General features: G+C 60.2%; 19 protein-coding genes. 5 read left to right on the top strand and 14 right to left on the bottom strand.

The window, feature by feature from the left end; all coding sequences use genetic code 11:
- Positions 1-73 precede the first annotated feature (73 nt).
- The 8 genes from oppF to JNO51_RS00820 all read right to left on the bottom strand — a co-directional run bounded on the left by oppF (position 74) and on the right by JNO51_RS00820 (position 8,976).
- The gene (oppF, locus tag JNO51_RS00855; protein ID WP_215780264.1) at positions 74-1,066 is read right to left on the bottom strand and encodes a murein tripeptide/oligopeptide ABC transporter ATP binding protein OppF; all 993 of its coding nucleotides are present in this window, start codon (positions 1,064-1,066) and stop codon (positions 74-76) included.
- Positions 1,059-2,057 carry an oligopeptide/dipeptide ABC transporter ATP-binding protein gene (locus JNO51_RS00850; RefSeq protein ID WP_215780263.1) on the bottom strand — a complete coding sequence of 333 codons (999 nt, stop codon included), beginning with the start codon at positions 2,055-2,057 and terminating at the stop codon, positions 1,059-1,061. The genes oppF and JNO51_RS00850 overlap by 8 nt, the downstream gene beginning before the upstream one ends.
- Positions 2,058-2,071: 14 nt before the next feature.
- Entirely contained in the window at positions 2,072-2,992 is a 921-nt protein-coding gene (locus JNO51_RS00845) for an ABC transporter permease subunit (protein WP_215780262.1), read from the bottom strand.
- An 18-nt stretch (positions 2,993-3,010) separates the two neighbouring features.
- On the bottom strand, positions 3,011-3,928 hold the full coding sequence (locus JNO51_RS00840; RefSeq protein WP_215780261.1) for an ABC transporter permease subunit: 918 nt from the start codon (positions 3,926-3,928) through the stop codon (positions 3,011-3,013).
- 120 nt (positions 3,929-4,048) lie between these two features.
- Entirely contained in the window at positions 4,049-5,662 is a 1,614-nt protein-coding gene (locus tag JNO51_RS00835) for a peptide ABC transporter substrate-binding protein (RefSeq protein ID WP_215780253.1), read from the bottom strand.
- 577 nt (positions 5,663-6,239) lie between these two features.
- Positions 6,240-7,658 carry a pyruvate kinase gene (pyk, locus tag JNO51_RS00830; protein ID WP_215780250.1) on the bottom strand — a complete coding sequence of 473 codons (1,419 nt, stop codon included), beginning with the start codon at positions 7,656-7,658 and terminating at the stop codon, positions 6,240-6,242.
- Between the two features lie 32 nt (positions 7,659-7,690).
- Positions 7,691-8,725: a dihydroorotase gene (gene pyrC / locus JNO51_RS00825; RefSeq protein ID WP_215780248.1), complete on the bottom strand. Its 1,035-nt coding sequence runs from the start codon at positions 8,723-8,725 to the stop codon at positions 7,691-7,693.
- Between the two features lie 20 nt (positions 8,726-8,745).
- Positions 8,746-8,976 (bottom strand): sulfurtransferase TusA family protein, encoded by a 231-nt coding sequence (locus JNO51_RS00820; protein WP_215780246.1) that lies wholly within the window; start codon positions 8,974-8,976, stop codon positions 8,746-8,748.
- 124 nt (positions 8,977-9,100) lie between these two features.
- Here JNO51_RS00820 and JNO51_RS00815 point away from each other — a divergent pair, with 124 nt between their 5' ends.
- The 5 genes from JNO51_RS00815 (at position 9,101) to JNO51_RS00795 (ending at position 13,758) form a co-directional block, all read left to right on the top strand.
- Complete coding sequence (locus JNO51_RS00815) at positions 9,101-9,877, top strand: NRDE family protein (RefSeq protein ID WP_215780244.1); 777 nt, start codon at positions 9,101-9,103, stop codon at positions 9,875-9,877.
- A gap of 10 nt (positions 9,878-9,887) precedes the next feature.
- Entirely contained in the window at positions 9,888-10,418 is a 531-nt protein-coding gene (locus JNO51_RS00810) for a CNP1-like family protein (protein WP_215780242.1), read from the top strand.
- Between the two features lie 367 nt (positions 10,419-10,785).
- Positions 10,786-12,063, top strand: a complete 1,278-nt coding sequence (locus tag JNO51_RS00805) for a double-cubane-cluster-containing anaerobic reductase (protein ID WP_215780241.1) — start codon at positions 10,786-10,788, stop codon at positions 12,061-12,063.
- Entirely contained in the window at positions 12,060-12,884 is an 825-nt protein-coding gene (locus JNO51_RS00800; protein WP_215780240.1) for an acyl-CoA dehydratase activase, read from the top strand. The genes JNO51_RS00805 and JNO51_RS00800 overlap by 4 nt, the downstream gene beginning before the upstream one ends.
- A 106-nt stretch (positions 12,885-12,990) precedes the next feature.
- Positions 12,991-13,758 carry an N-acetylmuramoyl-L-alanine amidase gene (locus JNO51_RS00795; protein WP_215780238.1) on the top strand — a complete coding sequence of 256 codons (768 nt, stop codon included), beginning with the start codon at positions 12,991-12,993 and terminating at the stop codon, positions 13,756-13,758.
- A 39-nt stretch (positions 13,759-13,797) separates the two neighbouring features.
- Here JNO51_RS00795 and JNO51_RS00790 read toward each other — a convergent pair whose 3' ends face one another.
- The 6 genes from JNO51_RS00790 to ftsA all read right to left on the bottom strand — a co-directional run bounded on the left by JNO51_RS00790 (position 13,798) and on the right by ftsA (position 19,235).
- Positions 13,798-14,196, bottom strand: coding sequence for a cupin domain-containing protein (locus JNO51_RS00790; protein WP_215780236.1), 399 nt, complete (start codon positions 14,194-14,196; stop codon positions 13,798-13,800).
- A gap of 39 nt (positions 14,197-14,235) precedes the next feature.
- Complete coding sequence (locus tag JNO51_RS00785) at positions 14,236-15,438, bottom strand: MFS transporter (RefSeq protein WP_215780234.1); 1,203 nt, start codon at positions 15,436-15,438, stop codon at positions 14,236-14,238.
- A 150-nt stretch (positions 15,439-15,588) separates the two neighbouring features.
- Complete coding sequence (locus tag JNO51_RS00780; RefSeq protein ID WP_215780231.1) at positions 15,589-15,771, bottom strand: hypothetical protein; 183 nt, start codon at positions 15,769-15,771, stop codon at positions 15,589-15,591.
- Positions 15,771-16,682 (bottom strand): UDP-3-O-acyl-N-acetylglucosamine deacetylase, encoded by a 912-nt coding sequence (lpxC, locus tag JNO51_RS00775; RefSeq protein ID WP_215782623.1) that lies wholly within the window; start codon positions 16,680-16,682, stop codon positions 15,771-15,773. Before lpxC ends, JNO51_RS00780 begins: the two co-directional genes overlap by 1 nt.
- A 99-nt stretch (positions 16,683-16,781) precedes the next feature.
- Positions 16,782-17,969 (bottom strand): cell division protein FtsZ, encoded by a 1,188-nt coding sequence (ftsZ, locus tag JNO51_RS00770; protein ID WP_215780229.1) that lies wholly within the window; start codon positions 17,967-17,969, stop codon positions 16,782-16,784.
- 54 nt (positions 17,970-18,023) lie between these two features.
- Complete coding sequence (gene ftsA / locus JNO51_RS00765) at positions 18,024-19,235, bottom strand: cell division protein FtsA (protein WP_215782622.1); 1,212 nt, start codon at positions 19,233-19,235, stop codon at positions 18,024-18,026.
- Positions 19,236-19,263 lie beyond the last annotated feature (28 nt).

Below are 19,263 nucleotides of genomic sequence, written 5' to 3'. Positions count from 1 at the left end.
CTCGAAGGATACCGTGAACAAAAAAAGGCGCTGCCAGACTGGCAGCGCCTTTTTCTTCTACTCGCAGAGGTGCTCAGACCAGCAGGCAGGAGCACTGCGTCTCGCCGGTGACCGAGTGCAGCTTGGGCATTTCGCTGGCGCAACGTGCTTCGGCTTGCGGACAACGGGTACGGAACACGCAGCCGGACGGCGGGTTGATCGGTGAGGGCAAGTCGCCATTCAGAATCTGGATGGTCTTGTTACGCTCACGCTCCGGATCGGGGAAGGGAATCGCCGACAACAGAGCCCGGGTGTACGGATGCGTCGGGCTATCGTACAGCGCATGCTTGTTGGCCAGTTCCATTTCACGGCCCAGATACATCACCAGGATGCGGTCGGAGATGTGCTTGACCACCGCCAGATCGTGCGCGATGAAGATCAGCGCCAGACCCATCTCCCGCTGCAATTCCTTGAGCAGATTGATGATCTGCGCCTGAATCGACACATCCAGTGCCGAGACCGGCTCGTCGCAGATGATCAGCTTCGGCTCCAGAATCAGCGCACGGGCAATCCCGATACGCTGACACTGACCACCGGAAAACTCGTGCGGGTAACGGTTGATTTGCTGTTCGGTCAGACCGACGCGCTTCATCATCTTGCGCACACGATCCTTCACCTCTTTGTCAGACAGTTCCGGACGGTGCGTACGCAGCGGCTCGGCAATGATCTGCGCCACGGTCATGCGCGGGTCGAGCGAGGCCAGCGGATCCTGGAAGATCATCTGGATGTCGCGGCGGACCCGATGCCAGTCACTGCTGCCCCCCTTGCGCAGATCCTTGCCCATCCAGACGATTTCGCCATCCGTGGCCGGGATCAGGTTGAGGATGGCACGCGACAGCGTCGACTTGCCGCAACCCGACTCGCCCACCACTCCGAGGGTTTCGCCGGCATACAGATCGAACGACACACCGTCGACTGCCTTGAGGGTCTTCTTGGGCGTCCAGGGCCAGGCCTTCTCGCCGCCAGTCACCTTGAAGTGCACTTTGACATTACGTACCGACAGGATCGGCTGTTTGGATTCAGACATGAGCCGCCTCCTTGTTCATATTGATCAACTGGCTGGCTGGCACATGGCAGGCACGACGCACGGTATCGTCCTCGTTCGACACCAGGACAGGCACCTCGCTGGCGCACTGGCTGGTCGCATGTGTGCAGCGTTCGGCAAACGGACAGCCCTTGGGCATATTGGCCAGGTTGGGCGGGTTGCCCGGAATGCTCACCAGTTCACTGCCATCTTCGTCCATGCGCGGCAGCGCACCCAGCAGACCGATGGTGTAAGGATGGCTCGGCGAATAGAAAATACTGTCGGAGTAGGCATACTCCATGACACGACCGCCGTACATCACCATGACCTGATCACACAAGCCGGCAACCACCCCCAGATCGTGCGTAATCATGATAATGGCGGTGCCAAAGTCTCGCTGCAGCTCTTTGAGCAGGGTGAGGATCTGTGCCTGGACAGTCACGTCCAGCGCAGTGGTCGGCTCGTCGGCGATCAGGATTTCCGGTTCGCACAACAGGGCCATGGCAATCATCACCCGCTGACGCATGCCGCCGGAGAATTCATGCGGGTACATGTCCACCCGACGCTTGGCATCCGGAATACGGACCGCATCAAGCAGCTGGATCGCGCGCGCCTTGGCGCTCTTGCGATCCATGCCCTTGTGCAGTTCCAGCACTTCGGTCATCTGGCGCTCGATGGTCAGGTAAGGATTCAGCGAGGTCATCGGGTCCTGGAAGATCATCGACAGACGGTCGCCACGAATCTTGTTCAGTTCATGGGCCGGCATGGTCAGCAGATTCTTGCCCTGATAAAGCGCCTCGCCCGAAGTCTGACCATTGCGCGCCAGCAAGCCCATCATCGCCAGTACCGACTGGCTCTTGCCCGAGCCAGACTCACCGACAATCCCCATGGTCTGGCCGCGCTCCAGGTTGAAACTCACACCGTTGACGGCGTGAACCATGCCATCGTGCGTGCTGAAACGCACGCCGAGGTCTTTCACTTGTAACAATGCCATTGTCTGTCCTCCGCTCAACGGTCTTTCGGGTCGAGCGCGTCGCGCAGACCATCACCAACATAATTGGCGCAATACAGGGTGACCATCAGGAAGGAGGCCGGGAAAGCCAGCATCCACAAGGCCGAATCCATGTACTGAGCACCGTTCTGCACCAAAACCCCCCAACTGGTCATCGGTTCCTGCACGCCCAGGCCGAGGAAGGACAGTACCGACTCGGTCAGGATCACGTTCGGGATGGTGACCGTGGCGTAGACCACCACCACGCCCAGCAGGTTGGGCACGATGTGGCGGAAGATGATGGCCCAGCGGGAAACGCCGATGGCGTGTGCCGCTTCGATGAACTCTTTCGACTTCAGCGACAAGGTCTGGCCACGCACGATACGCGCCATGTCGAGCCAGGAAATCGCCCCCAGGGCAATGAACATCTGCACCAGACTGCGACCGAAGAAGGTCATCAGCAAAATGGCGAACAGCATGAAGGGCAGCGCATACATCACGTCAACGAAACGCATCATCACTGCATCGACCTTGCCGCCGACGAAGCCGGCGATGGCCCCCCAGGCGACACCGATCACCACGGCCACGAAGGAGCCGAGAATGCCGACCATGAAGGTAATACGGCCGCCGACCAGAACACGCACCAGCAGATCGCGCATCTGATCGTCCGAGCCGAACAGATGCCAGTTTTCCAGCGTCGGTCCGAAAGGCTGACCAGCCGACCAGTCCTGTGCGTCAAAGGCATTCGGCAAGACCCAGGGGCCCACCGTCACCAGCAGACCGATCAGGATCAGCAGCATCAGACTGACCACGGCAGCATGGTTCTTCATGAAACGCAGCCGGGCATCCTTCCATGGGCTGCGGCCTTCCACCACGGCCACATCCAGTGCCGACTCCAGGGTTTGCGTCATTTCCTGACGCTTGGCTTTGCTAAACATATCTTGAATCTCCTGAGGTCAGTAACGGATACGTGGATCGAGCATCGCGTACACAATGTCGACCATCAGGTTGAACAAGACCGTCAGAATCGCCACCAGGGTCACCAGGCCGAGCACCAGCGTGTAATCACGGTTGATGGCGCCATTGACCAGCAGGCGACCCAGACCGGGAATGGAGAACATGGTTTCCGTCACCACGGCCTGTGCAATCGAGCTGACGGCCAGCGGGCCAAGTACGGTCACGATCGGCAGCAAGGCCGGTTTGAGCGCATGGCGCATGATGATGACGCGCATCGGCAGGCCCTTGGCTTTCGCCGTGCGGATGAAGTTGCTGTGCAGCACTTCGATCAGGCTGCCGCGCATCATCCGGCCCAGCGTGGACACGTTGATGATGGTGAGCAAGGCCACCGGCAGCGCCAGATAGGCCAGGGTCAGGTCAAACTGGCCAAAGGGCAGCAGTTTGGACCAGATGCAGAAAATCAGAATCATCACCGGCCCGATGATGAACGACGGGACGGCACTGCCGAAGTTACCCAGGAACATCACGAAATAATCGATGATGCTGTTCTGCTTGAGCGCAGCGGTAATCCCCAGCAAGACGCCAATCACCAGCGACAGGACCATCGCCACACCACCGACCGTGATCGAATAGGGCAAGGCCTGGGCCACCAGGGTATTGACCGACCAGTCCGCATAGCGGAAAGAGGCGCCCAGATCCCCGTGCAGCAGGTTGTTCAGGTAGTAGCCGAACTGCTTGTAGACCGGCTCGTTCAGATGGTACTTGGCCTGCAGATTGGCCAGCACCTCGGGCGACACCTTGCGTTCGCGGTCGAACGGACCGCCCGGCGTCAGTTGCAGCATGACAAAACAGACCGTGATCACGACGAACACGGTCGGAATCGCACCCAAAATGCGTTTGAAGGTATAAGACAACATGGATCAATAACTCCGACTCAGATCCTCACAACACGTTTGAAACGCCGATGGAATCAACGCGCGTGGCAAAAACCCGCCCGGAATCGCTCCGGGCGGGAATACAGGCAGTCTGACTGCTGATTACTGCTGGATATACAGGAACTGGGTCTTGTAATGATCCGTCGGATTGGGGATGTTCCAGCCACCGACCTTGGTCTTCACCAGATACGGGTTGGTGTACTGATACAGCGGCATCATCGGATAGTCATCCATGGCCGTCTTGGCTGCCTGGGTCAGCAAGGCAGTGCGCTTGGCAGCGTCGATGGTTTCCTTGCCCTGGGTGATCAGTGCGTCCACCTTCTTGCTGCAATACTTCAGGTCGTTCTGGTCCGAACCGCAACGGATCAGGTCGAGGAAGGAGGTGGCGTCGTTGTAGTCAACGGTCCAGCCGTTACGGGCAACCTGATAGGCACCGTCGTGACGGGTCTTGAGGAATACCTTGAACTCCTGGTTTTCCATCGAGGTCGTCACACCCAGCTTGGTCTTCCACTCGCTGGACAGGAACAACGCGACCTTCTTGTGCGCTTCCGAGGTGTTGTACGACAGCTTCAGGTTCAGCGGATGGTTCGGGCCATAGCCGGCAGCGGTCAGCAGCTTCTTGGCTTCGTCCACACGCTTGGCCATCGGCCACTTGCTCCAGTCATAGGCAGTGACGTTGGCGCCATTGGTACCGGCAACCGTCAGACCATAAGCAGGTACCTGGCCTTCGCCCAGCACCTTCTTGGTCAGGATGTCACGGTCAACCACCATGGACAGGGCCTGACGCACGCGCTTGTCCTTGAGGACCGGATCGGCGTTATTGAAGCTGTAGTAGTAGAGTGCCAGCAGCTTGTTGGTCTTCACTTCCTTCGGCATGGTGCTCAGCAGCTTCTGATACATGCCGGTCGGTGCGCGCAGAACGGTATCCAGTTGACCGGCCTGGAACATCTTCAGGGTGGCGTCTTCACTGTCGGTCGGGTTGTAGGTGACCTTGGTGATGTGGACGTTCTTGGCATCCCAGTAGTTCGGGTTCTTCTCCAGTACCAGACGGCTGTTGACCACCCATTCCTTCAGACGATAGGCGCCGTTGGAAACCAGGTTGCCCGGCTTGGTGAATTCCTTGCCGAACTTGACGAACGAAGCCTTGTGCAGCGGAGCCATTTGCGGGTTGGCCAGCATGTCGGGCAGGAAAGCCGTCGGCGTTTCGGTGGTGATTTCAATGGTGTGAGCATCGGTGGCCTTGATGCCCAGATTGGACACCGGCTGCTTGCCGGACATGATGTCCTTACCGTTCTTGATGAACTCGAAGAAGATGCCGTACTGGGTGGCGGTCTTCGGATCAACGGTACGCTGCCAGGAATAGACAAAATCTTCAGCAGTCACAGGATCGCCATTGGACCACTTGGCATTCTTGCGCAGGTGGAAGACCCAGGTCGTCGGGCTGGTCTGCTTCCAGCTTTCGGCCACGCCCGGCAGGATCTTGCTGTGTGCATCACGGGTGGTCAGACCTTCGTACAGGTCATCCGCCACGTTGATGGCCGGCTGCGATTCGACCTGGGAGATATCCAGCGACTCGACTTCGGAGCCATTACCACGGACCAGTTCCTGATTGGCGGCCAGCTTGACGCCAGCCGGTACGGCGGCCTGGGCGGCCGGTACAGCGAGCGCCAGGGCGACGGAAGCCGCCAGAACGCTCAGCATGTTCTGCTGTTTCATTGTGTCTATTCTCCTGTATTTCTGAGTGCGGCCGATGAGGCTGCTTTTTGGTTTTACCGATCCGGTTTCGTGAACCGCACGGATGAGCCTATTATGCTCTTGCACTTTTTATATCATCAAGCATTGATCAGCATGATATTTTAAAAAAATCGAATAACAGACAATTTCCCCACCCCGAACCACGCCATTGTCATACCCGCACCCAGTTGGCATTTGATGTCGCAAAAGCCTGCCAGTTGCACAGGCTGTCGCCAAAATGCGAATCATTTGCACACAAGATCGCACACTCTTGCCCAAAAGCTGTCTGGCGCTGCCGCCAAAACCCTGTGGAATGCCGATATGCAATTGACACAAAATTTATGGTTATAGCCAATAACGCAATATTGTTTCACCGGCCAGAAGGCCTGGGATGACTGCTGACCGGCACTCCAACAACCCTGTTGTTGGACAATGCAAAGGTGTACCCATCTGACCGCACCTGCCCGTCAGCAGCCCGCTAAGCGTCCGTTCAGGGATAAAAAAACCCGCACGTTTTGCAATGTGCGGGCTTTTGATGACACCAGAGGTCAGCAGGACGTCATGCGCCGACCATGGCAATGCGCAGCAGGTTGGTAGCGCCTGGCGTGCCAAACGGCAAACCGGCAGCGATCGCCAGCATCTGGCCCGGCTCGGCAAAACCATGCGACTTGGCCAGCCGGCATGCGGCATCGGTCATTTCGTCAACCGACTCGGCATCCTTGGTCACCACGGCATGTACCCCCCACAACAGCGCCAGCTGACGTGCAGTCCCGACACGCGGCGTCACGCACAGAATCGGCGCTTCCGGTCGCTCGCGGGCTACCCGCCAGGCGGTATGGCCCGAGGTGCTGTAGGTCACCATCACCGGCAGCGACAGGGTATGGGCGATCTGGCGCAGCGCGGCACTGATGGCATCCGGCGCCGTGCTGCGCGGGTCACTGTGCGAGGCATCCAGCATGGCCTGATGCAGCGGGTCGCGCTCGACCTGGGCAATGATGCGATCCATCATCGACACCGCCTCGACCGGGTATTCACCGGAGGCCGATTCGGCCGACAGCATCACGGCATCGGTGCCGTCATAGATGGCCGTTGCCACATCAGAGGCCTCGGCACGGGTCGGTACCGGAGCATGCACCATCGAATCCAGCATCTGGGTCGCCACGATGACCGGCGTCCCCTTGGCGCGGCAGACACGCAGGATGCGACGCTGCGTCGGCGGGACTTGTTCCGGCGGCATTTCCACGCCCAGATCACCACGCGCCACCATGATGCCGTCGGCCACGTCGACAATGGCGTCCAGCCGCTCGATGGCGGCCGGCTTCTCCAGTTTGGCAATCACCTGGGCACGGCCATCGATCAGCTGCTTGAGCTCAAGGATATCTTCCGGGCGCTGCACGAAGGACAAGGCGACCCAGTCCACGCCAAGGGTCATGCCAAAGTCCAGATCCTGCCGGTCCTTGACCGTCAGCGGCGACAGCGGCAGCACCACACCGGGCACGTTCACGCCCTTGCGATCAGACAGATCACCGGCTGTGCGTACCACGGTCTCGGCTTCGGTCGGGCTGCATTTGACCACTTCCAGCTTGACGCGGCCATCGTCCAGCAGCAGTTCGCTGCCGGGCTTGAGCGCAGCGAAGATTTCCGGATGTGGCAAACCGACACGCTCGACACTGCCGGGCTCCAGCGACTGATCCAGGCGGAAGGTCTGCCCGGCGGTCAGATGCACGCTGTCGGTGGCGAAGGTGGCAATCCGCAGCTTCGGCCCCTGCAGATCCAGCAGGACACCGATCGGACGATCAATTTCTGCTTCGACACTGCGGATGACCGCCATGCGTTCTGCGTGTTGTTCATGAGTACCGTGGCTGAAGTTCAGCCGGAACACATCGGCACCGGCTTTGGCCAGGGCCAGGATGGTAGCGCGGTCAGAACTGGCCGGCCCCAGGGTTGCAACGATTTTGGCTTTGCGATGTCTGCGCATCTCTGTGTTTCACCTGTTCGAATGGGTACCTGTCAGGGCACCATAGTCCATGAGAGCGTCTCGCCTGCCCGCAAGGGGACCAGTTCCTCACTGCCAAACGCCAGTGTGGCTGGCACCGCCTGCGGCTTCCGTTCCAGCGTGATCTGGTCGGTGTTGCGCGGCAAGTGATAAAAATCCGGACCGTTGAAGCTGGCAAACGCCTCCAGTCTGTCCAGCGCATTCACGCTGTCGAAGGCCTCGGCATACAACTCGATGGCTGCGTGGGCGGTATACATGCCGGCACAGCCACAGGCGCTTTCCTTGGCACCCCGCGCATGCGGAGCACTGTCGGTACCGAGAAAAAACTTCTTCGATCCGGATGTTGCCGCCCGCAGCAAGGCCTGTCGGTGTACTTCACGCTTGAGCACCGGCAGGCAATAGTGATGCGGACGGATACCACCGACGAACAGCGCATTGCGGTTCATCAGCAGATGGTGGGCCGTCAGGGTGGCAGCCAGGTTGTCGCCCCCTTCGGTCACAAAGTCGACAGCGTCCTTGGTGGTAATGTGTTCGAACACCACGCGCAGAGACGGCAATCTGGCCAGCAGCGGCATCATGACGCGCTCGATGAAAACCGCCTCGCGGTCGAACACATCGATCTCGCCATCGGTCACTTCGCCATGCACCAGCAGCGGCAAACCACACTCGGCCATGGCGTCCAGCGCCGGCATGGCATGCTCGACCGCTCTGACCCCGGCATCGGAGTTGGTGGTGGCGCCGGCAGGATACAGCTTGATGCCATGCACGAAACCGCTGGCGCGCGCCAGGCGCACCTCTTCGGCGCTGGTGGATTCCGTCAGATACAGCGTCATCAGCGGCTCGAAGCGGCTGCCGGCCGGACAGGCCGCCAGGATACGCTCACGGTACTGGCGCGCGGCGTCCACGGTGGTCACCGGCGGACGCAGGTTCGGCATGATGATGGCGCGCCCCATCTGGCGACAGGTATCGCGCAGCACATCGGCCAGCACGGCGCCATCGCGCACATGCAGATGCCAGTCATCCGGGCGGGTCAGGGTCAGGGTGTGCATGCGGGAGATTCCTGAGTGGTTCATTTGCGTTGCAGGATCAGCCTGAACTTGCCTTCGGCCGTGGTCTCGGAAACCTGCAAGGTGTTGCCGGTCTGGCGGCAGAAAGCGGCGAAATCCGCCGGTGCGCCCGGATCGGTGGCCAGCACCTCCAGGGTACTGCCACTGGCCATATCGGCCAGCGCCTTCTTGGCGCGCAGGATGGGCAAGGGGCAGTTCAGGCCCGACAAATCCAGAGAGCGATCAATTTGCATCTTGGGTAATCCAGGTTCATTCACGATACAATGTAAACATTAGCGCCTGCCGATAATCTTGCGCAGGATCTAATAGTGTACGCTGAGTGCGTATGACTCCCAACTTTAGTTGTGGTGATTATTCATGTGTGTTCTCGCCTTCGCCTATAAAATGCCCGGCCTGGGACAGCTGGTCCTGCTGGGCAATCGGGACGAGCAATATGCCCGACCGACCGAAGCGCTGGATTTCTGGCCGGATCGTCCGGATGTGCTTGGCGGACGCGACTTGCAGGCCGGCGGCAGCTGGATGGCGATCCGCAACAACGGACGCTTTGCCGCCGTGACCCATATCCGGGAAGGCTTTGCCACCACCGGAGAACGCTCGCGCGGCGAACTGGTCAGTCAGTTCGTCCTCGGCGACGAGCCCGCGCTGGACTTTGCCGCCCGCCTGCCTGATGTCCGCCAGCACTACGCGCCCTTCAATCTGCTGTTCGGCAGCACCGATGACCTTTACCATTTTCATAGTCGCACCGGACAGTTAACGCGGGTCACCCCGGGTTTGCACACCCTGTCGAATGCCTCGCTCGACACGGCCTGGTTCAAGACCGAACGGCTGGCCGATCACCTGCGCGGTCTGCGCGCCGCGCCGCGCGAGGAAGAAGCATTTGCCTGGCTGGAAGATCCCCAGCAGGCCCCCCCCGGTCGCATGCCGAATACCGGTATCGGATCGGCCCTCGAACGGGTACTATCTTCGATCTTTATCGTCGGGCGCGACTATGGTACGCGCGCCTCAACCTTGCTGGTCGTCAGCAGCCGTGGCGATATCGCCGTGTCTGAACGCAGCTTTGGTCTGGCCGGTAAAGAAACCGGCAGACGACGTTATACCCTGCGCCCGGGTCCGCAGCCCGCCGGCACCCGCTAACGGAGAATTCATGCGTATCAAGCTTCTTGTCGCGTCCCTGGCCTGCTGCCTGCTGGCCCATGGCGCACTGGCCAACCCGGCAACCCGGGACTACAAGCCGATCAACAATGGTGTCTATGCTTTTGAAGACACCGGCCCCTGGAAAGAGGGGGAGTACACCGTCCCGCCCTATCCGGACAAACCCGATTGGGTCGGTTTTTTTGTCCCCCTCAAGAAGGACTACCATTTTTACGTGGATGCCAAATCGCTCAGCGTTGGCAGTGATGAAGTCGTACGCTTCACCTTGCGCGTGGTCAGTGCGACCGGTGCGGAAAATGTCAGCTACGAAGGGATCCATTGCCGGAGTCGCGAGACCCGCCCCTATGCCTTCGGTGATACGGTGGGCATGAAATGGTATGAATCCAGGCGCTCCGTGTGGCGCCGGGTCAATGAAGATGACATGACGCGTCTGCGTCTGGCCGAAGATCTGTGCGTCGACTGGCAAACGCCGGCGGATGCCGCCACGGCGCTGACGCTGCTGAAAAAGGCCCCCTGGCTTTAATCGCCATCCCAGCCGGCGGTCGGCCACAGGGCGACCGCTGCGCTCATTCGGCAAATTAACCACACCATTGGTATGGTTTTCGTTTCATATGAAACAAACGTTTGACTCCCCTGCACCCGGGTAGCATCCTCTCTACATATATCTTTAGATCAAGGGACTCTTCTGGCATAAGCAGCGGATATCGCAGCACGGTGTCGGACCCGCTTTTGAACCTTGCCCGTCCGAACACCCGGATGACAGGGGCGCTCAGCCCCCTCCCTCTCGCCATTTCCGCCCGATCGCCCCGCCCTGACCGCTCAGGACACGGTGTCAGCACGCTCGAAGTGACCTTGCGTTGATTCACTGATCCATCATCAAGGGGAGTGTAATGAGCGAGTACCGGGAAATGTGGCAATCACTGGGGCTGGATCTGGATGCCCACGATGCCTTGCTGTCCTACCTGGGGCAGGTTTATCAGGATGTATTCATCTCTCAGCCAAACCGGCCTCAGGGCATGCAGTATTTTGATTTCGTCATGAGCGAAGTCCATGGCCTGCGCATCAAGGAATTGATGGATGCCAAGGCGGCTGGCCGCAAAATCATCGGCTCATACTGCACCTACGTGCCGGAAGAGCTGATCCTGGCGCTGGATGGTGTGTCGGTTGGCCTCTGTACCGGTGGCGAATGGGCGACCGAATTGGTGGATCAGATTCTGCCGCGCAATACCTGTGCACTGATCAAATCGGCCTTCGGCTTCAAACTGGGCAAGGTCTGTCCCTACGTCGAAGCCTGTGATCTGGTGGTTGGCGAAAATACCTGTGATGGCAAGAAAAAGGCCTATGAGATTCTGGGTGACTATATCCCCGACCTCTATGTCATCGATCTGCCGCAGGTGAAATCCGCAGCGGGCAAGCAGCTGATGCTCAGCGAGTATGCGCAATTTGCCCGCAAACTCGAAGCGGTGACCGGCAAAACCTTGCAGGCCGACAAACTGGCCGCCGCGATTGTCACCGTCAACAACAAGCGTCGGGCACTCAAGCGCCTGGCGGCTTTGCGCACGGCACGACCGGTACCGATTTCTGGCCTGGATGCCCTGCTGATCTCGCAGGTGTCGTTCTACGACGACCCGGTGCGCTTTACCAACTCGGTCAATCAACTGTGTGATGAACTGGAGCAGCGGGTCCAACAGGGCGTCGGGGTTTTCCCGGCCGATCATCCGCGCGTGGTGTTGTCGGGCTGCCCGATGGCCGTGCCGAACTGGAAGATTCCGGCCATCGTCGAAAGCAGCGGCGCAGTCATCGTGGCGGAAGAAGGCTGTGTCGGCGAGCGCAGTACGCGCTGGCTGACGGACGAAAGCGGCAGCACGCTGCCACAGATGATGCAGCATCTGGTCGACCGCTACCTGCAGATCGACTGTGCCGTGTTCACCCCCAACCCGTCGCGGCTGAACTTTGTGCGGGATGTTTCCGCCGAGCGCAAGTCCGATGGCGTGATCCACTATACCTTGCAGTTCTGTCAGCCATACCAGATGGAGACCGGTCCGGTGATCAAGGCGCTGGAGCAATCGGCCATCCCGACCTTGCGCATTGACACGGATTACAGCCAGGAAGATGTCGGCCAGATCCGTACCCGTGTCGAGGCCTTCATCGAACGGTTGAGTGCATGAGAACAGCCGGCATTGATATCGGCTCACGTACCGTCAAGCTGGTCATCCTGGAGGATGGCCAGCCGGTACTGCACCGAGTGATGGAAAACACCTTCGAGCCGCTGGCGGTCTGCCGCCAGCTGCTGCAGGATCAGCATTTCGACGCCATCGCCGCGACCGGCTATGGCCGGCGATTGTTCGCCGGCCAGCTGGGCGGCGAAGTCATTACCGAGATACGCGCGGCCGCGCTGGGTGCCCGCCACTGCTTTCCGGACTGCTGCACCGTACTGGATATCGGTGGACAGGATACCAAGGCCATTTCACTGGGTGCGGACGGCCACGTCGGTCAGTTCGAAATGAACGATAAATGCGCAGCCGGCACCGGACGGTTTTTCGAAGTCCTGGCCATGTCGCTCGGCTGCACCCTCAACGAGTTCGGGGAATTGGCCCTGGCGGGTCAAGAGGGACCTGGGCATGTCATCAACAGCACCTGCACCGTTTTTGCCGAGTCGGAGGTGGTCAGCCTGATCGCCCGTGGCTGCCGGCGAGAGGAAATTGCCCGCGGTATCGTGGATGCGGTTGCCTCTCGCGCCGCCGCACTGGTGCGCCGCATCTCGCCGGTGTCGCCCCTGGTCTTCATCGGCGGCCTGGCGCACTGTCATGCTTTGCGTCAGGCCCTGACGCAGCGACTGGACATGCCCGTGCTGATTCCGCCGCAAAGACAAACCGTCGTGGCCCTCGGCGCCGCGCTGGCGGCCGAAGCCAGCATCCAGACGAGACGCTCAGGCAAGGCACAGACCGACAGAAATGATGTATTTGGCACAACAAATTCAGCTACTTAATGCAAAATAATTAGCCCGAACGCCTTGGCTTCTCTCCGTCCCCCCAGGCTGCGATAGTGTCGCCCCAGCCTCCCTGGGAGGCAGCACTTTACCCGGAGAATCCAAGATGTTCCCCATTGACGACACCAGCTATCCCGCCAGATCGGGCTTCAACCAGCGCATCCGCTTCCTGATCATCCACTATACTGCTCTGCCCTTTGCCGGTTCAGTCACCGCCCTGACCCGGGGCAATGTCAGTGCTCACTATCTGATTCCGGCACGACAAGACGCGAGCTACCGGGCGGCCGGCTTCGACACGCTGCGCATTTTCAGGCTGGTCAGGGAAGAGGATCGGGCCTGGCACGCCGGCATCAGCCATTGGGCAGGCAGGGATAATCTGAATGACACGGCGATCGGCATCGAGATCGTGAACCTGGCCAGTGCCCGCGGCGGGGTATTTGACTTCCCCGACTACGAAGAAGAGCAGATCCTGGCGCTGCAGCAGTTGGCCACTTCGATTCTGGCCCGCTATCCGGATATCTCGCCAAAGCATGTGGTCGGCCATGCGGATGTCGCCTATGAGCGCAAATCCGACCCCGGCCCGAAATTGCCATGGCAGCGCTTGCACCAGGCCGGGATTGGCGCCTGGTATGAGGAGTCGGTCAAACAGCAGTTCGCGGCACAATTCACGCGTACGGGCTTACCCGCGCGGGCAGAGCTGGCGGTGGCATTCAAGCGCTACGGTTATGCCGCCCCGGCATCAGACAGTCAGTGGCGATCGCTGCTGCGGGCATTCCAGATGCACTTCCGGCCCGGCGATATCCGTGGTGAACTCGACATTGAAAGCTGCGCCATTCTCTACGCGCTGAACCAGCGTTACAGCCAGGGTGCCTGAGCTCGCCTGCCTGCCACCACGGGCAGGCAGGCGGGTGGCTTATTTCTCTTCGTTGAAACCAAACGGCCCGCTATGCACGAAGGCCAGCTTGCAATCGCTCAGGTAGCGGGCATCGTGGATACGCCCGGCACGGTTATAACCGGTTTCGCCCTGCTCCAGTACAAAGGGGTCGCCATCCTTCTGCAGGCTGCCATCGGCGGCCCGACAGTAGTACTGCACCTGCATCCGGCCAGCGACCACCACGGTCATGTCATCACCAGGGTGCGAGTGCGGCGGCTCGGTCATGCCGGCGTCCCAATGCTCCAGCAGCAATTCGACCCCATTCGGATCGGCAGGCAGGGTCGACCGCATGCGAAAGCCGGCCGGTTCGCCTTCCGGCGTCACCAGGTGTTGCCATACTTCACTGCTGTCAGTCGTGACCTCAAGCTTGTGGTTCATTGTGTGCTCCTTGAAAAATGGGCGAAGGTTGGTTTCAGCTTACACCTTGCCGGAACGCTCTGTATTGGCCTGCATCATGGGCCCGGGTAGTCGCAGCAGCAGAATCGTCGCCATGAGCAGTCCCAGTGCGCTGCTCAGGTACAGGCTGATGGCAGGACGAAGCATGTCGGCCAGCCAGCCGGCAGCCATGCCCATGCACGCCGCAGTCCACACCTGGCGTCGATAGCTGCAGGCGCTCGCCCAGCCGATCAGCTGCGGCGGGAAATGTCGCAGCAAACCATGCCAGCCCAGGCTGAACACCACGTTGGAGAGCACATGCGCCAGGAAAACCAGCAGCAAGGCCCATGGGAGCTGACTGACCACGGGCAGCAGGCCATAGCAAAAGGCAAACCCGGCCAGACAAAGCAGCAATAACCGGTTGCTGGCACCTTTCGACAGCCAGTGCTCCCGCACCAGCAAGGGACCACACAATTGCCCCAGGCTGCGGGCAAACAGCAGCGGCAACATCTGCTGGTTGCCTTGTGAGCCCAGTACCGGCAACAGGGCCATGGCAGGCGCACCGACCAGGGTCAGCACCGAGAGCAGCCACAGGCTGCGGCGCTGCCCGGCGGTCAGCGTCGTGGGATGCCGCTGGCGGCCTGATGGTGTCGGTGCTGGGCGGGTGATGACGGGCAGGGCGTTCAGCCAGGCGATGGCCAGCAGATAGCTGAGCGCATCCAGCGCCAGCAAGCTCCGGGCGGGCCAGTGCGGATAGAGCAGCACGCCCAGCCCGATACCAAACAAGACGTGGCAGGCAAACACCAGGGTGTCGATCAGGGCCCCCGCGGCGGTCTCCTCTGCCGCCAGCCCCTGCTTCAGCAGGGTGGTCAGCGCAGGCAGCGCCATACCGCCGGTCAATGCCGACATCAGGCTGGCCAGCAACAACCAGCCCGGATGCTGCAGGGCGAGCGCCAGCCAGGGCAGCAACAAGCCGGCGAGTCCCCCGGCCTCGGCCAGCATCAGGATGCGGGCCGGCGACATACGGCCAAGCAGGGACTCACCGAGCCGGCTGCCGAGCAGTCCGGGGGCCGTATTCAGCACAAAGGCCAGTGCCATGCCGGATGGCGGGGCATGCCATTGCCTGAGGGTAGCAAAAATGACAATGAAGGTCAGACCATTACCGATCGAGCTGGCGATCAGCGCAAAGCATAGGCGGCGCAGCCAGGCGTGGTGACGCCATGCGCGCAGAAAAATCCGGAACATGATGTTTTCCCATGAAAAATCAGCCCTGTCGGGCAAAGATGGCTGGATTTTTCAGGAATGCATCACATGGGCAAGCGCAATCAGGACAGAGGAAGAAGCAATGACAATATCATTGCGGCAACGCTTTCACAATCAGTTTTCAAACCGCCCCTAGTGCCGGGCCAACCCCAACAGCCAGAGCACCAGCAGCACGCCGCAAAGCCATGTCAGATAGCGCAGGCCACGGCCGATCTTTTGTGCCTGCAGGGCATCCGGCCGACGTGCCAGACGGATCATCCCCACGCCACAGAACAAGGTGCCGGCAAACAGGGCAAAACGCAGTAGTGCCTGCATCACTCGGGGTCCGGAATACGGTGGAAACTGGAGGGCGCGTCTTCCGGTTCGCGGAAGCTGACATATTCCCAGGCATCGGGCGTCGCCAGCAGCTTGCGCAGCAACTGATTATTCATGGCATGGCCGGATTTAAAGCCGGAGAAGGCACCGATGATCGGATGACCAAGGATGTACAGGTCGCCGATGGCATCAAGGATCTTGTGACGGACAAACTCATCCGGGAAACGCAGTCCGCCCTCATTGAGGACAAATTCGTCATCGATCACGATGGCGTTTTCCAGATTGCCCCCCAGCCCCAGACCGTGATTACGCATCGACTCGACCTCATGCATGAAGCAGAAGGTGCGGGCCCGGCTGATCTCGTCGATATAGGAATGGTTGGCAAAATCGATCTGTACGGTCTGCGGCGCCAGATTAAACGCCGGGTGATTGAACTGGATCGACAGGGTCACTTTGAAGCCATCATACGGCTCGAAGCGGACCCATTTGTCGCCCTCAACCACCTCAACCGACTGCTTGATGCGGATAAAACGTTTTGCTGTCTTTTGCTCGATGATGCCAGCAGTTTGCAGCAAATAGATAAAGGGGGCGGCAGAGCCATCCATGATGGGAATCTCTACCGCCGTCACTTCGACATCCAGGTTGTCGATCCCTAATCCGGCGAAAGCAGACATGAGGTGCTCGATGGTGCCGACACGCACACCGGTCTCCGTGACCAGTGTTGAGGAGAGTCGCGTGTCGTTCACCATCAGCGGCTCGGCTTTCACCGCTTCCGACCCGGGCAAGTCGGTGCGATAGAAGGTGATTCCCGAGTCGGGTTTGGCCGGCAACAGGGTCAGGCGTACCCGTTCGCCGGAGTGCAAACCCACACCCGTGGCGCTGATCGCTTGCTTCAGCGTGCGCTGCAGAATCATTTGATGCTTTCTACCAAATCAGGGACGACCTGAGTTTAGCATGGCCAAGACCTATGCTTTATTAATTAATAAAATCAAATCGATAGCGCGTATCGATCAGTCTGCCTGCTTGCGCAGGAAGGCCGGGATATCGAACGATTCGCTCACTTCCGGATTCGAGAAGTCGGTCGAGCTCGGCGTGCGACGGCCACGGCTGCGCATGATCGCCGGGGTATCGAAATCGTCGTAGTTCAGCACTTCGACCGCACGGTCATCGGTGCCGGTCTTGACGATCTTGATGTATTCCGGACGCTCTTCATTGCGGGTTGCCGGCTTCTTGCCCAGACCGGTGGCGATCAGGGTGACACGAATGGTGTCTTCCGGGATATCGTCCACTTCGGCGGTACCGAACTTCACCTCCGCGCTTTCGTCGGCGTACTGACGGACGATCGACATGATTTCGCGGTATTCGCTCATCTTCAGGCAGCCCGGTGCGGTCGAGATATTGACCAGCACGCCACGCGCACCTTCCAGCGTGATGTTGTCCAGCAGCGGGCTGGCAACGGCCTGCTCGGCCGCCACACGGGCACGGTCGATACCGGAGGCGTAGGCCGAACCCATCATGGCCAGGCCCATTTCGCACATCACGGTGCGGACGTCGGCAAAGTCGACGTTGATCAGACCGGGGCAAGTGATCACTTCGGCGATACCGGCCACGGCGCCCTTGAGGACGTCATCCGCCGCGCGGAAGGCTTCGCGCATGGTGACATCATCGCCCAGCACTTCCATCAGCTTTTCGTTCGGGATCACGATCAGCGAATCGACATGCTTTTTCAGATCATCGATACCGGACTGGGCCACCTTGGTCCGTTTGCCTTCGTGTTCGAAAGGACGGGTCACCACACCGACGGTCAGGATGCCCATTTCCTTGGCCACTTCGGCGACCACCGGGGCAGCACCGGTGCCGGTCCCGCCACCCATGCCGGCCGTGACGAACACCATATTGGCACCGCGCAGGGTGTCGGCGATGCGCTCACGGTCTTCCAGCGCCGCATTGCGGCCGATTTCCGGGTTGGCACCGGCGCCCAGGCCCTTGGTCAGGCAAGTGCCCAGCTGCAGCTTGATCTGCGCCTTGTTGCGCTTCAGGGTTTGGGCATCGGTATTGGCGCAGATGAATTCCACGCCTTGTACCTTGCCGTCGATCATGTTGTCGATGGCATTGCAACCGCCGCCGCCCACACCGATCACTTTGATGACGGCTTCCTGAGCCGCATCCTGCATGACTTCGAATACCATTCCGCTCATTTTTCTCTCCTCATTAAAGATGAGCCTGTTACTGATACAACGCCCGAACAATGTTTAGAAATTGCCTGCAAACCACGCCTTCATGCGCGAGAACACACTGCCCACGCCGCCTGAAGCCGCCTTCGACCCCGACGGGGCCTGAATCTGATCCTTGCCGTACAACAGCAGGCCGACACCGGTGGAGAAGCGCGGCGTCTTGACCACCTCGGCCAGACCGCCCACGTACTTCGGCACACCGACACGCACCGGCATGTGGAACACCTCTTCGGCCAGTTCGACCATGCCCGGCATCAGGCTGGCACCGCCGGTCAGCACGATGCCGGAAGACAGCATGTCTTCGAAACCGCTGCGGCGCAGCTCCTGCTGCACCAGCTGGAACAACTCTTCGACTCGCGGCTCGACCACTTCGGCCAGCGTCGCGCGCGACATCTGGCGCGGTCCGCGCTCACCCACGCCGGGCACTTCGATCATCTGCCCGGGATCGGCCAGGTTCACCAGCGCCACGCCATGCTGGATCTTGATGTCCTCGGCTTCCTTGGTCGGCGTACGCAGTGCCATGGCGATGTCGTTGGTGATCTGGTCACCAGCGATCGGAATCACCGCCGTATGGCGGATGGCGCCATTGGCGTAAACCGCGATATCGGTAGTCCCGCCGCCGATGTCGATCAGGCACACGCCCAGATCCTTTTCGTCTTCCGACAGCACCGCGATGGCCGAGGCCATCGGCTGCAGCACCAGATCCGACACTTCCAGACCGCAGCGCCGCACGCACTTGGTGACGTTCTGTGCTGCCGACACGGCGCCGGTGACGATATGCACCTTCGCCTCCAGCCGGACACCGCTCATGCCCAGTGGCTCGCGCACCCCTTCCTGACCATCGATGCTGTACTCCTGGGTCAGGATGTGCAGCACCTGATGATCCGGCGGAATGCTCACCGCACGGGCGGTTTCGATCACGCGGTCAATATCCATCTGCGTCACTTCACGGTCCTTGATCGCCACCATGCCGTGCGAGTTGACGCTCTTGATGTGGCTACCGGCAATGCCGGTAAACACTTCATGGATCTTGCAGTCAGCCATGAGCTCCGCCTCTTCCAGCGCGCGCTGGATCGCCTGCACGGTGGACTCGATGTTCACGACCATGCCGCGCTTGAGTCCGCGCGAGGGGGTCTGCCCCATGCCGACGATGTTGAGCTGGCCATCCTCCAGGACCTCCGCGACGATCGCCACGATCTTCGACGTGCCGATGTCGAGGCCAACCAACATGTTCTTGCTTTCCTTCGGTTTGCTCACC

The sequence above is a fragment of the Paludibacterium sp. B53371 genome, assembly GCF_018802765.1.
GTDB lineage: Bacteria > Pseudomonadota > Gammaproteobacteria > Burkholderiales > Chromobacteriaceae > Paludibacterium.
The sequence above is the reverse complement of the archived record's forward strand: the minus strand, read 5'-3'. Positions and strand labels throughout refer to the sequence as shown.

What these genes read in the sequence shown, in the direction of transcription:
- oppF (WP_215780264.1), bottom strand. Translation starts at nt 1,066, where the DNA reads ATGTCTGAATCCAAACAGCCGATCCTGTCGGTACGTAATGTCAAAGTG.
- JNO51_RS00850 (WP_215780263.1), bottom strand. Translation starts at nt 2,057, where the DNA reads ATGGCATTGTTACAAGTGAAAGACCTCGGCGTGCGTTTCAGCACGCAC.
- JNO51_RS00845 (WP_215780262.1), bottom strand. Translation starts at nt 2,992, where the DNA reads ATGTTTAGCAAAGCCAAGCGTCAGGAAATGACGCAAACCCTGGAGTCG.
- JNO51_RS00840 (WP_215780261.1), bottom strand. Translation starts at nt 3,928, where the DNA reads ATGTTGTCTTATACCTTCAAACGCATTTTGGGTGCGATTCCGACCGTG.
- JNO51_RS00835 (WP_215780253.1), bottom strand. Translation starts at nt 5,662, where the DNA reads ATGAAACAGCAGAACATGCTGAGCGTTCTGGCGGCTTCCGTCGCCCTG.
- pyk (WP_215780250.1), bottom strand. Translation starts at nt 7,658, where the DNA reads ATGCGCAGACATCGCAAAGCCAAAATCGTTGCAACCCTGGGGCCGGCC.
- pyrC (WP_215780248.1), bottom strand. Translation starts at nt 8,725, where the DNA reads ATGCACACCCTGACCCTGACCCGCCCGGATGACTGGCATCTGCATGTG.
- JNO51_RS00820 (WP_215780246.1), bottom strand. Translation starts at nt 8,976, where the DNA reads ATGCAAATTGATCGCTCTCTGGATTTGTCGGGCCTGAACTGCCCCTTG.
- JNO51_RS00815 (WP_215780244.1), top strand. Translation starts at nt 9,101, where the DNA reads ATGTGTGTTCTCGCCTTCGCCTATAAAATGCCCGGCCTGGGACAGCTG.
- JNO51_RS00810 (WP_215780242.1), top strand. Translation starts at nt 9,888, where the DNA reads ATGCGTATCAAGCTTCTTGTCGCGTCCCTGGCCTGCTGCCTGCTGGCC.
- JNO51_RS00805 (WP_215780241.1), top strand. Translation starts at nt 10,786, where the DNA reads ATGAGCGAGTACCGGGAAATGTGGCAATCACTGGGGCTGGATCTGGAT.
- JNO51_RS00800 (WP_215780240.1), top strand. Translation starts at nt 12,060, where the DNA reads ATGAGAACAGCCGGCATTGATATCGGCTCACGTACCGTCAAGCTGGTC.
- JNO51_RS00795 (WP_215780238.1), top strand. Translation starts at nt 12,991, where the DNA reads ATGTTCCCCATTGACGACACCAGCTATCCCGCCAGATCGGGCTTCAAC.
- JNO51_RS00790 (WP_215780236.1), bottom strand. Translation starts at nt 14,196, where the DNA reads ATGAACCACAAGCTTGAGGTCACGACTGACAGCAGTGAAGTATGGCAA.
- JNO51_RS00785 (WP_215780234.1), bottom strand. Translation starts at nt 15,438, where the DNA reads ATGTTCCGGATTTTTCTGCGCGCATGGCGTCACCACGCCTGGCTGCGC.
- JNO51_RS00780 (WP_215780231.1), bottom strand. Translation starts at nt 15,771, where the DNA reads ATGCAGGCACTACTGCGTTTTGCCCTGTTTGCCGGCACCTTGTTCTGT.
- ftsZ (WP_215780229.1), bottom strand. Translation starts at nt 17,969, where the DNA reads ATGAGCGGAATGGTATTCGAAGTCATGCAGGATGCGGCTCAGGAAGCC.
- ftsA (WP_215782622.1), bottom strand. Translation starts at nt 19,235, where the DNA reads ATGTTGGTTGGCCTCGACATCGGCACGTCGAAGATCGTGGCGATCGTC.